We start from the raw sequence: 16,204 nt of genomic DNA on the forward strand, positions 1-16,204 counted from the left end.
CCCATGGCCAGCATCAAGGCAAAGACTGCTCAAGAAATCCTGATGAACGACTTCCAGACGTTGGTTGCCGACACCGAACGGTTGCTCGAGCACACCGCGACCTTGGCCGGTGATCAGGCGGATGAGTTGCGTGAGCAGATTCACGACAGCCTGCTGCGTGCCCGCGAGACCCTGAAACTGACTGAAGAGACGTTGCGTGATCGCGGTCAGGCAGCGGTCAACGCCACTGAGGATTACGTGTCGGCCAATCCGTGGCAGTCGGTCGGTATCGCCGCTGGCGTCGGCTTCCTGATTGGCCTGCTGGCCACTCGGCGCTGATCATGTCGATCGGTGAATCCGGCCCGACTGCGGGCACCGCCTCCTCCACGCGGCGTCTGGGCGCCGCTGTCCTTGGTTTGCTGCACAGCCATGTCGAATTGTTCGGCATCGAGCTGCAGGAGCAGAAATCCCGTACCGTCAGCCTGCTGTTGTTTGCGGGTCTGGCGCTGGTGTTTGCGCTGCTGTTGCTGGTCGGCCTGTCAGCCCTGGTGTTGATCCTGCTCTGGGACACCTACCGGCTGGCCGGGATTATCGGCCTGTGCGTGTTCTACACCCTGGCGGCAATCTTCTGCGGGCTGCGCCTCAAGGCAGCGATCTTCGATGAATCCTCACCCTTCCACGGTACGCTGGAAGAGCTGGCCAACGACCGGGAGCGCCTCTTGCCATGAGCCTGCCTGAACTGCCTCACAACAGCTCGCGCCGGGAAATGCGCAAGGCGCTGATTCGCCTGCGCATGGAAATGCATCGCCAGGAAATCCGCCACGAAGCCGGACAGGTCCTGCAACCGTTGCAGCGCGTGCGCGGCATGACGCAAAACCTGCACGACGGCTTCGGCATCAAACACGCGCCGTTATGGGGCGTAGCCGCTGTCACTCTGCTGGGCTTCATTACCGGCAAAGGCGCGAAAAGCGGTGGTATCAGCGGCCTGACGCGGTTGATCCGACTCGGGACCAGCCTCGGACCACTGATCAAACTGGTCATGCAAAGCTCGGCCAAGCGTTAAACCGACACATCTGGCTGCATTCTTGCAATATCACCGGGATGAACCTCTTTTATCGAGAGGTTCGATCCCTGCACGCCTACCCGGTCGACAGGGTTCAATCAGAACAAGAACGACTAAGGAGGCCCCGTGATCGACGGGCAACCGCTCGCCTGCTTTCAGCCTTTCATCGACACCGCCACCGGCCGTATAGCAGGCGTCGAAGCACTGGGTCGTCTGCGCCAGAATGACGGTCAACTGACCTCGGTCGGGCCGCTGTTCGCCGATCCGCGTACGCCGGCAGTCGCCCTGCGGCGTCTCGACCGGCAAATCCGCGACAACGCTCTGAGCCGTTTGCACCAAGCACCGGCGGACTGGTTTCTCAGCCTGAACATGTCGCCGCGCTGGATCAGTCGCCTGCGCCCCGATCAAGCCTTGCCCAGCCTCAAGCAACTGGCGCGTCACGGTGTCGATGCGCAGCGCATTGTGTTCGAGATCACCGAGTTGGGTGGCAACAGTCAGCGTTTGGCCGAAGTGGTCGCCCGCTACCGCGAGGCCGGGGCGAGAATCGCCATTGATGACTTTGGTGCCGGCTACTCGCAACTCGATCGCGTGCTCGCGCTACAGCCGGACATCCTCAAACTCGACATGCGCCTGTTCCAGGCCGCCGCACGAGGCGGGCCGAGCAGTGACGTGGTCAAGGCGCTGGCACAGATGGCCGAGAAGACGGGTTGCTGGATCATCGCCGAAGGCGTCGAGACTGAAGCCCAACTGAATTTCGCCCTCGAGTGCGGCTCACGTTATGTGCAGGGTTTTCTGTTCGCGCGGGCGCAGGAAGCCTTTTTTGCTACCGACGCGTTTGTGCCGCGCTTCGCCGAGTTGCGCCAGCGTTATGTCCAACAGAAACTCGCTGAGCGCGGGCGCTTGATGCGGATGCGCCAGCAACTGGCGGAATTGATGGCGATCCTGCAGGGCTGGGCGCAGGCCCATGCACCTCTCAGCGCCCTGCCCCATCTGGAGGCGTTTCCCTGGCTGCTGCGGTTTTACCAATGCGACCGGCACGGTACGCAGCTGACTCCGAACCTGGAGTGGCGGCACCATGGCTGGGTCGCCGACAACCGGTACCTGGGGCATAACTGGTCATGGCGACCCTACTTCTATCATTTGCTGGCCGAGGGCTGGGAGGAACGTCGCCTGACCCTGTCCAGCACCTACCGCGATGCCACCAGCAATCAGTACTGCCTGACGGCCGGGCAGTTTTTCGATAACGGCGAGCGGCTGCTGTTGATCGATATTGATGCGGTGGGGCTGTAGTTCCGCTTGCAGGTGGCAGCATGAACCGGGAAGCTAGGGCAACAGTCACTTTAACGGAGAGAACCAGCCTTGGATTGGCAAACCCTGCTCAACCGCGAACGCCTCGGAAAACCGCTGCACAGCCCGCAAGAACTGGGCCGCAGCCCTTTTCACAAAGACCATGACCGCATCATTTTCTCCGGTGCCTTTCGCCGCCTCGGGCGCAAGACCCAAGTGCACCCTGTGTCGAGCAACGACCATATCCACACACGCCTGACCCATTCACTGGAAGTCAGTTGCGTGGGCCGTTCGCTGGGCATGCGCGTTGGCGAAACCCTGCGCAATGCCCTGCCCGAATGGTGCGATCCCAGCGATCTGGGAATGGTCGTGCAATCGGCCTGCCTGGCCCACGACATTGGCAATCCGCCCTTCGGCCACTCCGGGGAAGATGCCATTCGCCACTGGTTCCAGCAGGCCGCCGGGCGCGGCTGGCTCGATGGCATGAACGAGGCAGAACGTGCTGACTTCCTCAATTTCGAAGGCAATGCCCAAGGCTTCCGGGTGCTCACGCAGCTTGAGTACCATCAGTTTGACGGCGGTACGCGACTGACCTACGCCACCCTCGGCACGTATTTGAAGTACCCGTGGACCGCGCGTCACGCCGACTCCCTCGGCTACAAGAAGCACAAGTTCGGCTGCTATCAGAGCGAGTTGCCGTTACTCGAGCAGATTGCCCACAAGCTCGGCCTGCCTCAACTGGAAGACCAGCGCTGGGCGCGGCATCCATTGGTGTACCTGATGGAAGCCGCCGACGATATCTGCTACGCGCTGATTGACCTCGAAGATGGTCTGGAGATGGACCTGCTCGATTACAGCGAAGTCGAATCGCTGCTGCTGGGGCTGGTCGGTGACGACCTGCCGGAAACCTACCGGCAACTCGGTCCGCAGGATTCGCGCCGACGCAAACTGGCGATTCTGCGCGGCAAGGCCATCGAACATTTGACCAATGCTGCGGCCCGGGCCTTCGTCGAGCAGCAGGATGCCCTGCTCGACGGCACGCTGCACGGCGATCTGGTTGAGCACATGCACGGACCGGCCAAGCGCTGCGTGTTGAACGCCAAGGACATCGCCCGCAAGAAGATCTTCCAGGACAAACGCAAGACCCTGCACGAAATCGGCGCCTATACGACGCTGGAAATCCTGCTGAATGCCTTCTGCGGGGCTGCCCTGGAGCAACACAATGGCCGTACGCCTTCCTTCAAGAGCCGGCGCATCCTCGACTTGCTGGGCAACAATGCGCCGGACCCACACGGTTCGTTGCACACCTCGTTTCTGCGCATGATCGATTTTATCGCCGGTATGACCGACAGCTACGCCAGCGACATGGCCATGGAAATGACCGGGCGCTCCAGTCATTGATCCTGACGTATTCAGCCGGCGCTCTTGGCCGGTTGAATACGGGCTGTTTCATGTACAGCGTTAATGTGGTCAACGCTGTTTCCCCAAGGCTGCGGTATTTTTATTCACCGCCCAGACATTTACACAAACAAATAATAAACAACTGACACAACACCAACCGCCCCTCTAAAACCATTAATCCGCCGCATTTGCAAAACATCCATTGCCAACTATAAGCCAATTAAAAAATTGAGCATCCTTACGCCAAACCCGGATTAGTCGTAGTCCCTTTCCTCATTAGTTGTAGGAATTATCTGATAACGCAAGTGAGTTCATGACAGTTCATGCGAGTGCTCATTCATCTGAGCTAAGGTGCGCCCTTTATTCGTGCTTGTATGGGATTTGATTATGAACTCCGTTTTTATTGTCGACGACCACCCGGTCATCCGTCTCGCCGTTCGAATGCTGCTGGAGCATGAGGGTTACAAGGTCGTCGGTGAAACCGATAACGGGGTCGATGCCATGCAGATGGTGCGCGAGTGCATGCCAGACCTGATCATTCTCGACATCAGCATTCCCAAGCTCGACGGCCTTGAGGTATTGGCCCGATTCAACGCCATGAGTTCGCCATTGAAAACCCTGGTACTCACTGCTCAATGTCCAACGCTGTTCGGCGTTCGCTGCATGCAATCCGGCGCATCAGGTTATGTGTGTAAACAAGAGGACTTGAGCGAACTGGTCAGTGCAATCAAAGCCGTACTTTCCGGCTACAACTATTTCCCCAGTCAGGCATTGAACCCGGTTCGCAGCGACGATATTCGTTATGCCGAACTGGAATTATTCAAGTCCGTCAACGATCGCGAATTGATGGTGCTTCAACTCTTTGCACAAGGCCGCACCAATAAGGAAATCGCCAAGGGCATGTTCTTGAGCAACAAGACCGTCAGCACTTACAAGAAGCGGTTGATGCAAAAGCTCAAAGCCAGATCCCTTGTCGAACTTATCGAGATGGCCAAACGAAACGCACTCGTGTGAGACCCCGCATGCCCAGTCGTTTAAAGGACTATTTAGTTGCGTTGAGCGTTGCTCTTTTTTTGAGTACCTACGCCCTTGCCATGCCCAACGCGGCACCGGACTATGCCCTGCTCAGCCGGTCTTCAGGCGAGGCGGTGCCGGTCATCTTCGAACAGTCCCAACGCGTGTGGCTGAGTGCTCGTAAAGAATTGATACTGGGCACCTCTGCACCCGACTATCCGCCTTTTGACATGACTGTCAGCGGCAAGGACTACGAAGGTCTGACGGCCGACTACGCCGGACTCCTCAGTCAGGCCACCGGCTTGCCGATCCGTGTCATGCGCTTTGCCTCCCGGGACGCAGCGATACGCGCCCTGGTCGATGGCCAGATCGATCTGCTCGGCACCGCGAACGCTTTCGAGGCGGGCAACGCGAACCTCGCGCTGACGGTGCCCTACGCGAGGGATCAGCCGGCGCTGGTCACCCGTGAAGACGAAACCCGCTCCCTGGCCCAAGGCCTGGCCGGACTGCGCCTGAGCATGGTCTATCACTATCTGCCGTTGCACGAGGTCAAGGCGCTGTACCCCAAAGCGCTCATCACTTGTTATCCCTCCTACCAGAATGCCATCAATGCGGTTGCCTTCGATCAGGCCGACGTGTTTCTCGGCGACATCGTTTCCACCCAATACATGGTCAACAAGGGCTACCTGAATAACGTGCGCATGGCCAATTTCGGCAAGCAGGAAACCCGGGGATTCAGCTTTGCCGTACGGCGCAACAATCCGCAGTTGCTGTCGATCATCGACACCGTACTCAATGCCGTACCCAGGAGCGAACGCGATAACATCGCCAAGCGCTGGAGTGCCGGCAGTGACCTGTTGCTGACCGACCAGAAACTGCAACTGACCCAGCGTGAAGAAACCTGGATCAAACAGCACCCCGTGGTGAGTGTGGTGGTGAATGAAGCGCTGGCACCGCTGACGTTCTTCGACAGCGGCGGCAATTTACGCGGTATCAGCGCCGACCTGCTCGAACTGATCCGTTTGCGCACAGGCCTGCGCTTCGACATCCGGCGCAGTCGCAACGACGCGGAAATGATCCGGCAAATAGACAGTCACCAGGCCGATCTGATTGCCGCGTTGTTGCCGTCCGCCGAACGCGAGCAAACCCTGAACTTCAGTCGCCCGTACCTGGAAAATTCCTATGTCCTGTTGACCCGCAAGAGCGCCGATGGTCCGACAAACCTGAGCCAGCTCAAGGGCAAACAACTGGCGATTGCCCAAGGCAATCCAATGGTCGAGTACTTGCGCCGGGAGTTTCCTCTCATCCAGTTGATCGAGACGCCGGACACCTTCAGCGCGGTCTCGCTGCTCGCCGAAAAGCATGTCGATGGCGCGGTGAACTCACTGGTGATCGCCAACTATTTCATCTCTTCGCGGATCTTTGATCAGGCGCTGCAAATCACCACCACCATCGGCACCAGCCAGGCCGCGTTCTCATTGGCAACAGCGCGGGACAACACCGAACTGGTCTCGATCATCAACAAGGCGTTGCTGAGCATCGCCCCCGAGGAACTGGGGGTGATCAACGGTCGCTGGCGCGGCTACTCCACCTCGCAGAATATCTGGCGCAATTATCAGCGCCTGTTTTATCAAGTGATCGGCGCCGCCGGGCTGGTTCTCCTGCTGTTACTGGCGTGGAACGCCTACATGCGTCACCAGATCAAGCAACGCCAGGCAGCCGAGCGCGCCCTGAACGATCAGTTCGAGTTCATGCGCTCGCTGGTCAACGGCACACCGCACCCCATTTACGTTCGCGATCGCGAAGGCCTGCTGCAAAGCTGCAATGACAGCTACCTCGAAGCATTCAACGCCAGGCGCGAAGACGTCATCGGCAAAAGCGTGATTGAGGGCTCCCTGAGCAACGCGTTCGAAGCCCAGGCCTTTGAGGCCGATTACCGCCGCGTCGTAGCCGAAGGCACGCCGTTGATACTTGACCGTCCCCTGCACATCGGCAACCGCCGCCTGACCATCTATCACTGGATTCTCCCGTATCGTGATTCCAGTGGAGCCGTCAAAGGCGTCATCGGTGGCTGGATCGACATCAGTGAGCGCCGCCAGCTCTTCGAGGAACTGCGCGCGGCCAAAGAACGCGCCGATGAAGCCAACCGGGCGAAAAGCACGTTCCTGGCCACCATGAGCCACGAGATCCGCACACCGATGAATGCGGTGATCGGCATGCTCGAACTGACACTCCGACGCATGGATCAACAGCACCCGGACCGAACATCCATCGATACCGCCTACCACTCGGCCAAAGACCTGCTCGGTCTGATCGGCGACATTCTCGACATTGCCCGGATCGAATCCGGACGCCTGAGCCTGTGCCCGGAGCGGGTCAACCTGGTCGAAACCGTGGCGTCCGTCACCCGAATCTTCGACGGTCTTGCACGCCAGAAGAGCCTGGCCCTGCACACGTACTTCAATCCGCCGGACCTCGCGGTCGACGTGCAACTGGATCCCCTGCGTTTCAAGCAGGTCCTGTCGAATCTGATCAGCAACGCCATCAAATTCACCGAGCAAGGCCAGATCAGAATCACCCTCGACCTCATGCAAACCGAGGCCCCTGCCCATGCGCTGATGCAACTGACCGTGCAGGACAGCGGCGTCGGCATCAGTGCCGAGGATCAGCAGCGCTTGTTCGAACCCTTTGCCCAGGCGCCAAACAGCAGTCAGCAGGCCAGAAGTGGCGCCGGCCTCGGTCTGGTGATCAGTCGCAACCTCTGCGAAATGATGGGAGGCCATCTGCAATTGAGCAGCCAGCCAGGCATCGGCACGCAGGTCTGCGTTTCTCTGCCCCTGCAAACCCTGCCGGCCCAGGCGAGCCCCCCTCAACAGGTGCCATCTATCAAGACTGCGCCGACGCCGCTGAACGTCCTCGTGGTGGACGATCACCCCGCCAATCGCCTGTTGATGTGTCAGCAACTGGAGTTTCTCGGGCATCGTTTCAGCATTGCCGAGAACGGCAGCATTGGCCTTGAGCAATGGAAGGCTGGCCAGTTCGACCTGGTCATCGTTGACTGCAACATGCCCTTGATGAACGGCTATGAACTGACTCGCGCCATTCGTCAGCATGAGCTGCTCACGCGCTGCTCGCCCTGCACCGTGCTGGGTTTCACGGCCAATGCGCAGCCCGAGGAAGTTCAGCGCTGCAAACAGGCCGGCATGGACGACTGCCTGTTCAAACCCTTGAGTCTAAGCGTGCTCGGCCAATGGGTCGATGGCATGACCCCGAAGGCACAACCGCCGGCCTTCAACCTGCAAAGTCTGAATCTGCTGTGCGGTGGCGACCCGACGCAGGCTCGGCGCCTGCTGGTTGAACTGCTCAAGAGCAGTCGTCTTGACCGGGAGGAACTGCTCGCGCTGTCGTCCGCCTCCGATCTCGGCGCACTGGCGATCGTCGCCCACAAAATCAAGGGCGCTGCCCGCATCGCCCAGGCAGCGCGGGTGATCGTCTGTTGCGATGCACTCGAACAGGCCTGCGCGCAGGCATTGTCGAGCGAAGACATCGCCCGCCATTGCGCGGCGACTGACCGGGCCATGCTCGAACTCGAACAGGCGTTACGGCAACAACTTGCCCTCGCGGATCGAAGCACGATGAGCCTGCCTTAACTATGCTTGAACGCTGAGCAGTGAGTTAACCATCATGGAGAGCCTGAAATGCCCAGCCCACTGCGCCCGGAGCAACGCCGGTTCCCGCTGCACGTGCACATCAGCGTCATGTTCACGTTTCTCCTGTTGCTCACTGGCATCGTGCTGGGCCTGTTCAATTATCACCAGACCACGAAAATCATCCTGTCGAGCAGCGAACAACTGTTCAACCGTATCGAACAGGATGTACGCCTGGACCTGCGTGCAACCTATCAGCCGATCCGCCACGTGCTCAGTCTGTTGGCGGACAACCCGGCCACTCAGGCCCAGCGCCTTGAAGAACGCTTGCCGTTGCTCAAACCCTTCGCCCAGTCACTGACGGACAACCCCAACCTCGCCTCCTTGTACCTGGGTTACAGCAACGGCGATTTTTTCATGGTCCGGCCGCTGCGCGACGCCGCCCTGAAAACACGGTTCAAGGCTCCGGATGCTGCAAGCTATCAAGTCTGGAGCATCGAGCATGACGCGCAGGGCACGCCGCACTCGCAATCGCTGTTCTTCGATCAGGCCTTGCAGCCGGTCAGCCGCCTGGAGAACCGCGACGACGCCTACGATCCGCGCAGTCGTGCCTGGTTTACCGATGCACGCCGGCAACCCGGTCAGATCACCACTGAACCCTACGTGTTTTTCTCCACCCACAATATCGGCACCACGCTGGCCCGGCGCAGTGGAGAGAACGCCGTGATCGGTGCCGATCTGACCCTGGCCACACTGTCGGCCACCCTGATCAAGCACCGGGTCACCCCATCGACCGAGATTGCCCTGTTCGATGCTGATGGCAACGTCGTGGCTTACCCCGACAGCGACCGCTTGATTGTCGATGATCGCAACGCACGCCAGGCCAGAGTGGCTGATCTGAGCCCCGGGCTGCACGTGTTGCTGACGACAGACAACCCTGGCAAGCGCCTGCAGGCCGATGGCCGGCAATGGATCGTCGCCCGCAGCAGCATGCAGGAAGGTGGGCCGAAGGGCCTGCAACTGGCGCTGCTGGTGCCCGAAGACGAACTGTTGGTCGATGCCTATCGCATGCGCTGGCAAGGCGCACTGGTGACCCTGGCCACGTTGTTGCTGTGTCTGCCGCTGGGCTGGCTGATCTCGCGGATTCTGGTCAAACCCTTGCATGCGCTGGTCAAGGAAGCCGACGCAATCCGCAGCTTCGACTTCAACTTTCCCCTGAGCCGACGCTCACCCGTGCTGGAAGTCGATCAGTTGAGCGTGTCGATGGCGCAGATGAAAGACACGCTGGCGAGCTTCTTCCGCATCACCGACAGCCTGTGCGCGGAAACCCGTTTCGCACCGTTGCTGCACAGGGTGCTGTTCGAAACCGTGGGAATCGCCCAGGCCCAGGCCGGCCTGATTTATCTGCGCGACAATGACGACACGCGCATGGTGCCTTACGGGCTGGTGATCAATGGCACGCCGCAGCCCCTGGAGAACTTCGACATTCAGGCGCATGACCTGCAACAGGACCACGGCCCGATGTGGTTCAGGCAACTGATCGGTGCGAACAGCCTGGTCAGCGATCTGGGTTTCGATCAGGCGGCGGATCTGCAGCAAGTCCTGCTGGCCATGCAAGCGCCGCGCGTTCATATGATCGGCATCCGCCTGCACAACCGCCACGATGAAACCATCGGTCTGCTGATTCTGCTGGTCAACGACAGCGGCACGGCGGCGGATCTGGAAAAACTGCAGCCTGATCGCATCGCGTTCCTGCAAGCGGTGTCCGGTGCCGCCGCCGTGAGTATCGAAAGCCAGCGTCTGCAAGCCAGACAGAAACAGTTGCTGGATGCGTTCATTCAACTGCTCGCCGGCGCCATTGATGCCAAGAGCCCCTACACCGGCGGCCATTGCCAACGCGTGCCGGAGCTGACCCTGATGCTGGCCCAGGCCGCCGCGGCCAGTCAGGCCCCGGCGTTCAGCGCCTATCGGCCGACCGAGGATGAATGGGAAGCCCTGCACATCGCTGCCTGGCTGCACGATTGCGGCAAGGTCACGACGCCGGAATACGTCGTCGATAAAGCCACCAAACTGGAAACCATCAACGACCGCATCCACGAGATCCGCACCCGCTTCGAGGTGCTCAAGCGCGATGCGTGGATCAACTACTGGCAGGCACTGGCGCTCGGTGCTGACGCGACAACACTGGCGCAAGAGCGAGACGCCACGCTGAGCGCGCTGGACGACGATTTTGCCTTCGTCGCGCGCTGCAATCTTGGCAGTGAGGCGATGGCCGAAGCGGATCTCGAACGCCTCAACGACCTTGCCCAACGCACCTGGATGCGCACTCTGGATGACCGTCTGGGGGTGTCGTGGGCAGAAAACAGACGTCAGGCACAAACACCGGCATCGACCCTGCCGGTTCGCGAAAAGTTATTGGCGGACAAGCCCGAACATTTGTTCGAACGAGACAAGAACGAGTTGATTCCCGACGACAATCCATGGGGGTTCAAGCTGGACGTGCCACGTTATAAATACAATCGCGGCGAACTGTACAACCTGAGCATCACCCGCGGCACACTGACCCGTGAGGAGCGCTACATCATCAATCATCACATGGTGCAGACGATCATGATGCTCAGCCACCTGCCCTTCCCCGGCCATCTGGACAGCATCGCCGAAATCGCCGGCGGTCATCACGAAAAAATGGACGGTACCGGATACCCGAAACGCCTGAAGCGCGAAGACATGAGCCTGCCGGCGCGGATGATGGCGATCGCCGATATTTTCGAAGCGTTAACGGCGGCCGATCGCCCCTACAAGAAGGCCAAGACCCTCAGCGAAGCGCTGGGGATCATGGCCACCATGTGTCGCGAAGCGCACATTGACGCGCCGCTGTTCGGCCTGTTCATCAGCGATGGCGTCTACCTGCAGTACGCCACGCGCTTTCTCGATCCACAGCAGATTGATGCCGTGGATGCCGCCAGCCTGTTGCGCAAGGCTGGCCTCAGCGCTTGATCAGCAGTCGGTCAGGCGCAGGAAAATCGCCGCCAGTTGCTCGATGCCGGCCTGATCGTCGACGCCGAAGCGCGCCAGCTTCGGGCTATCCAGATCGAGCACGCCGATCAAACGGCCATCCTTGACCAACGGCACCACCAGCTCACTGTTCGAGGCGCTGTCGCAGGCGATATGGCCGGGAAACGCATGCACGTCTTCCACCCGCTGGGTTTGCCGACTGGCAGCTGCCGCGCCGCACACACCTCGTCCAAACGGAATGCGCACGCAGGCGATCTGGCCCTGAAACGGGCCGAGCACCAGCTCTTCGTTGCGGTTGAGGTAGAAACCGGCCCAGTTCAGGTCCTCGAGCTGGTTGAACAGAAACGCCGAAAACTGCGCGGCGTTGGCGATGAAATCGCGCTCGTCCGCCAGCAGCGATTCCAGTTGCGCGGCCAACATGCCATAGCCTTCGAGGCCCTGGCCGCTTTGTTGCAAATCAATCATGCCTTGTGCTCCAACAATTTCAGTCCCACCCAGTAACGGGCGAATTGGTACGCGCAACGTCCGTTGCGGTTACCGCGGCCGGTGGCCCAACGCACGGCGAGGATGTCCAGTGCTTCGTCGCGCTGCCAGCTCAAACCGGCCTTGGCGGCCAACTGACCGATCCAGTGCTCGACGACGTTGAGGAAATGTTCCTGGGTAAACGGGTAAAACGACAGCCATAGACCGAAACGGTCCGACAGCGCGATCTTGTCTTCCACGGCCTCGCTGGGGTGCAGCTCACCATCGACGCGTTTCCAGTTTTCGTTGTCACTTTCCTTCTCCGGCACCAGATGGCGGCGGTTGGAAGTGGCGTACAGCAAGACGTTATCCGGCGCCTGCTCCAGCGAGCCGTCGAGCACACTTTTGAGCACGCGGTAATCGCCTTCACCGGACTCGAACGACAAGTCATCACAGAACAGCACGAACCGTTGCGGCAACTTGGCGATCTGCTCGACCACACGCGGCAGGTCGGCCAGATGGTCACGCTCGATTTCGATCAGGCGCAGACCCGCCCCGGCGTGTTCGGCGAGCAGCGCCCGCACCAGCGACGATTTGCCGGTACCGCGCGAGCCCCAGAGCAAGGCATGGTTGGCCGGCATGCCGTCAAGGAATTGCTGTGTGTTGCGACCCAGTTGCTCAAGCTGCCGATCAACACCGATCAGGTCGCTCAGGCGCATGTCGAGACTGACTTCCAGCGGCAGCAGATACCCGCTGCGCCCGTCGCGCTGCCAGCGCGCCGCCAGGCAGGTGCTCCAGTCAATGACGGGACGCGGTGCCGGCAACAGCGGCTCGATCCGCGCCAGAACCGACTCGGCGCGCTCAAGAAAAGCATTCAATCGGGAATCCACGTCTTCTCCTCGGGCACGTTCACAGTGATGATGGTGATCCAGCGACGACAATCAGATCAATAATCCCGCGCCGCGCCTTGTTACAAGGCGATTCGGGAACCTCGGTTTCGAGACATGATCGACTATGCTTGAGCAGCGAAGGGAAACGGAAGTGGTTCAACACCCCATGGATATCAAATTCACCCACCGGCTGTCATACAAGCAAGCCAGGCTGACTGTGCTGGTCGGGTTTATTCTGGGCACGCTGCTCAGTCTGCTGCAAATAGGCATCGATTATGCCAGCGAAGACGCCTCCATCAACCGTGAAATCCTGTCCTTGCTGGAAATCAGCCACAATCCGGCATCACGCATCGCCTACAACATCGACGCCGAACTCGCGCAGGAACTCACCCTGGGCCTGTTGCGCTCACCGGCGATCATCTCCGCGCAGCTGACCGACAACAACAGTAACGTGCTGGCCAGCGTCAAACGTCCGGAACTGCAAAGCGGCTACCGGGTGATCAGCGATTTTCTGTTCGGCGCCAAGCGCCAGTTCGAGGATCGCCTGTACCTGGATCATCTGCCCAACGAATCGTTGGGGGTGTTGAGCCTTGAAGTCGATACCTACGCATTCGGCAGCCGCTTTCTGCGCCGCGCCGAGATTACCCTGTTCAACGGTTTCGCCCGCAGCCTGATCCTCACCGGCCTGTTGCTGGCGTTGTTCTACGTGATGCTGACCAAACCGCTGGTGCGGGTGATTCGCGAACTCAGCGGGCGCGATCCACGCAGCGCAGAACCGACCTCACTGATCTGTCCGGGCGGACACGCCAATGACGAAATCGGTGTGCTGGTCAAAGTGGCCAATCAACAATTCGAAAATATCGCCACCGAGATCCAGCAGCGGCGCAACGCCGAAAACCGTCTGACCGACTACCTCGGTCAACTGGAACACATTGTCTCGGCGCGCACCGCCGAGCTCAAGGCAATCAATGCCCGGCTCAGTCAGTCCAACGAGGAGCTCGAAGTCGCCCGCCGCACCGCACTGGAAATGGCCGAAGCGCGATCGGCGTTCCTCGCCAACATGAGCCATGAAATCCGCACGCCGCTCAACGGTCTGCTGGGGATGATCGCACTGTCCCTCGACGGGCCGTTGAATGCCGAGCAACAGCAACAGCTTTCGATCGCCCACGACTCGGGCAAGGTGCTGGTGGAACTGCTCAACGATATTCTCGACCTGTCGAAATTCGATGCCGGGCAACTGGAGCTCGAGCACATCCCGTTCGATCTGGGTTCGCTGATCGAGGACACGGCCAACCTGTTGTCGCAGAACGCCGCACCGAGCGTTGAACTGACCTGCCTGATCGATCCGTACTTCCCGGCGCTGGTGCTGGGAGACCCGACCCGCGTGCGGCAGATCGTCAGCAACCTGTTGTCCAACGCGCTGAAATTCACCCGTTTCGGTCGCGTGGATGTGCGCCTGTCGACCTATAACGACGGCGTGCGCATCGAAGTCTGCGACACCGGTATCGGCATTGCCCAGGAAGCGCAGGTCAGGATCTTCCAGCCGTTCACCCAGGCCGGTGCCGGCATTACGCGCCAGTACGGTGGTACCGGGCTCGGACTGGCGCTGACGTACAACCTGTGCGAAGCGATGCAAGGGCGCCTGACCATCAGCTCCGAGACCGGTTTCGGCAGCCAGTTCTGTGCCGAACTGCCGTTGCCCTGCCACACCCGGGCTCTGCCACCCGCGCCATTGCACGGCAAGGTACTGGCCATCACCGCCGCCAGCAGTGGCCTGGCCGAATTGCTGAAAAGCCTGCTGCCGGCCTGGGGCCTTGAATACGAGCAGCGCACCATCGAGGATTCACTGCTCGGTCTGACGCCTGACGTTTTGATCACCGATTGCCCGGAATGCCTGTTCGGGCTGCGTCCGACCCTCACCGCCCCGATCCTGCTGGTGACCGCTTACGGCAGTTTCCTGCCCAGCGAAGAAGCGGCGGCCCTTGCGCCACTGCAGCAACAGGCGCGTCCGCTGGCACGCAATGCGCTCTATCAGAATCTGCGCCGCACCCTGCAACCCGACACCGCGGCCATCCACGATACTCGCCTGGAAACAACCCCCAACGTGCGGCGCGGGCTGGTGCTGCTGGTCGAGGACAATCCGGTCAACCAACTGGTGGCCAAGGGCATGCTCGGCAAACTGGGCTGCGACGTCGTGGTGGCTGCCCACGGTGCCGAGGCGCTGGATCAACTGGAGTATCACTCGTTCGATCTGGTGCTGATGGACTGCAACATGCCGGTGATGGACGGCTACGAAGCCAGCCGGCAGATCCGCCAGAGCGGACGCTGGCCGGACCTGCCGATCATCGCCCTGACCGCCAACGCCATGTCCGAGGAGCGCGAACGCTGCCGGGCAGCGGGCATGAGCGACTATCTGGCCAAGCCGTTCCGCCGGGAAGAACTGGCAGCCCTGCTCGATCAATGGATTCCGGCTACGACAGCGCCTTGATCTGCCCCAGCAGATGATCGAGACCGTGGCGCAAGTCGTTGAGGCGATCCAGATCGACCCCGCTGTCGCATAGCAGGCGCGCCTTGAGCGGCCCGACCTGCTCACGCAGCGCCTGACCTGCCGGGGTCAGGCTCAAGTGCACTTCACGTTCATCGCGCGCCGAACGTCGACGCTGCACCAGTTGCAACTGCTCCAGCCGCTTGAGCAAGGGCGTCAGCGTCCCGGAATCCAGGGCCAGGCGCTCACCCAGCGCCTTGACCGTCGGTTGCTCCGGCGCGCAATCCTGCCACTCCCACAACACCAGCATCGCCAGGTATTGCGGATAGGTCAGGCCAAGCTCATCGAGCATCGGCTTGTAAGCACGAATCACCGCCCGGGACGCGGCATACAACTTGAAGCACAACTGGCTGTCGAGCTTCAGCGAATCGACGGGCAGGCGGTTCATTTGAGCAGGGCTTCGATCTCGCCAGTCAGGTCCTGCGGCTTGGTGGCCGGGGAGAAACGCTTGACCAACTGGCCGTCCTTGCCGATCAGGAACTTGGTGAAGTTCCACTTGATGCCCTGGGAGCCGAGCACACCCGGGGCACGTTTTTTCAACTGCACGAACAGCGGATGGGCCTCGGCACCGTTGACGTCGATCTTCTTGAACAACGGGAAACTGACGCCGTAGTTAAGCTCGCAGAACTCGCTGATCGCGCCTTCATTGCCCGGCTCTTGCTTGCCAAATTGATTACACGGGAAACCCAGCACGACCAGGCCCTGGTCCTTGTAGGTCTGCCACAGTTGCTCAAGGCCTTTGTATTGTGGAGTGAAACCGCATTTGCTGGCGGTATTGACCACCAGCACCGCTTTGCCAGCGAAATCAGCCAGGGTCTTTTGCTCACCCTTGATGGTGGTGCACGGAATATTCAGCAGGTTGTCGCTCATGGCACAAGGTCCTCGGATTATCGACGAAGGC

General features: G+C 60.3%; 13 protein-coding genes. 9 read left to right on the forward strand and 4 right to left on the reverse strand.

The genetic code is table 11. From position 1 onward, the window contains the following. Positions 1-3: 3 nt before the first annotated feature. The 8 genes from HV782_RS20290 to HV782_RS20325 all read left to right on the forward strand — a co-directional run bounded on the left by HV782_RS20290 (position 4) and on the right by HV782_RS20325 (position 11,388). Positions 4-318, forward strand: coding sequence for an ElaB/YgaM/YqjD family protein (locus HV782_RS20290; protein WP_123466492.1), 315 nt, complete (start codon positions 4-6; stop codon positions 316-318). A gap of 2 nt (positions 319-320) precedes the next feature. Then, positions 321-707, forward strand: a complete 387-nt coding sequence (locus HV782_RS20295; RefSeq protein ID WP_123466494.1) for a phage holin family protein — start codon at positions 321-323, stop codon at positions 705-707. Next, positions 704-1,042: a hypothetical protein gene (locus tag HV782_RS20300; protein WP_186746440.1), complete on the forward strand. Its 339-nt coding sequence runs from the start codon at positions 704-706 to the stop codon at positions 1,040-1,042. The genes HV782_RS20295 and HV782_RS20300 overlap by 4 nt, the downstream gene beginning before the upstream one ends. 126 nt (positions 1,043-1,168) lie before the next feature. After that, positions 1,169-2,332 carry an EAL domain-containing protein gene (locus HV782_RS20305; RefSeq protein ID WP_186746442.1) on the forward strand — a complete coding sequence of 388 codons (1,164 nt, stop codon included), beginning with the start codon at positions 1,169-1,171 and terminating at the stop codon, positions 2,330-2,332. Between the two features lie 69 nt (positions 2,333-2,401). Beyond that, entirely contained in the window at positions 2,402-3,730 is a 1,329-nt protein-coding gene (locus HV782_RS20310) for a deoxyguanosinetriphosphate triphosphohydrolase (RefSeq protein ID WP_128615821.1), read from the forward strand. A 387-nt stretch (positions 3,731-4,117) separates the two neighbouring features. Next, positions 4,118-4,744: a response regulator transcription factor gene (locus HV782_RS20315; protein ID WP_123466502.1), complete on the forward strand. Its 627-nt coding sequence runs from the start codon at positions 4,118-4,120 to the stop codon at positions 4,742-4,744. Between the two features lie 8 nt (positions 4,745-4,752). Beyond that, on the forward strand, positions 4,753-8,394 hold the full coding sequence (locus HV782_RS20320; RefSeq protein ID WP_186746445.1) for a transporter substrate-binding domain-containing protein: 3,642 nt from the start codon (positions 4,753-4,755) through the stop codon (positions 8,392-8,394). A gap of 48 nt (positions 8,395-8,442) precedes the next feature. Continuing rightward, positions 8,443-11,388 carry an HD domain-containing phosphohydrolase gene (locus HV782_RS20325; protein WP_186746447.1) on the forward strand — a complete coding sequence of 982 codons (2,946 nt, stop codon included), beginning with the start codon at positions 8,443-8,445 and terminating at the stop codon, positions 11,386-11,388. Here the strand turns inward: HV782_RS20325 and HV782_RS20330 are convergent, their stop codons facing one another. Both HV782_RS20330 and HV782_RS20335 read right to left on the reverse strand, forming a co-directional pair. Beyond that, complete coding sequence (locus HV782_RS20330) at positions 11,389-11,871, reverse strand: GAF domain-containing protein (protein WP_123466508.1); 483 nt, start codon at positions 11,869-11,871, stop codon at positions 11,389-11,391. Next, complete coding sequence (locus tag HV782_RS20335; protein WP_123466509.1) at positions 11,868-12,758, reverse strand: ATP-binding protein; 891 nt, start codon at positions 12,756-12,758, stop codon at positions 11,868-11,870. The genes HV782_RS20330 and HV782_RS20335 overlap by 4 nt, the downstream gene beginning before the upstream one ends. Before the next feature lie 166 nt (positions 12,759-12,924). Here HV782_RS20335 and HV782_RS20340 point away from each other — a divergent pair, with 166 nt between their 5' ends. Then, positions 12,925-15,246, forward strand: a complete 2,322-nt coding sequence (locus tag HV782_RS20340; protein WP_128613603.1) for a hybrid sensor histidine kinase/response regulator — start codon at positions 12,925-12,927, stop codon at positions 15,244-15,246. On the opposite strand, the gene HV782_RS20345 is transcribed toward HV782_RS20340, so the two are convergent. Continuing rightward, a complete protein-coding gene (locus HV782_RS20345; RefSeq protein ID WP_123466513.1) occupies positions 15,230-15,691 on the reverse strand; it encodes a MarR family winged helix-turn-helix transcriptional regulator in 462 nt (153 codons plus the stop codon). The genes HV782_RS20340 and HV782_RS20345 overlap by 17 nt on opposite strands. Then, positions 15,688-16,173: a glutathione peroxidase gene (locus HV782_RS20350; RefSeq protein ID WP_123466515.1), complete on the reverse strand. Its 486-nt coding sequence runs from the start codon at positions 16,171-16,173 to the stop codon at positions 15,688-15,690. Before HV782_RS20350 ends, HV782_RS20345 begins: the two co-directional genes overlap by 4 nt. Between the last annotated feature and the right edge of the window lie 31 nt (positions 16,174-16,204).

The sequence above is a fragment of the Pseudomonas monsensis genome (assembly GCF_014268495.2).
GTDB classification, from domain to species: Bacteria; Pseudomonadota; Gammaproteobacteria; order Pseudomonadales; family Pseudomonadaceae; genus Aquipseudomonas; species Aquipseudomonas monsensis.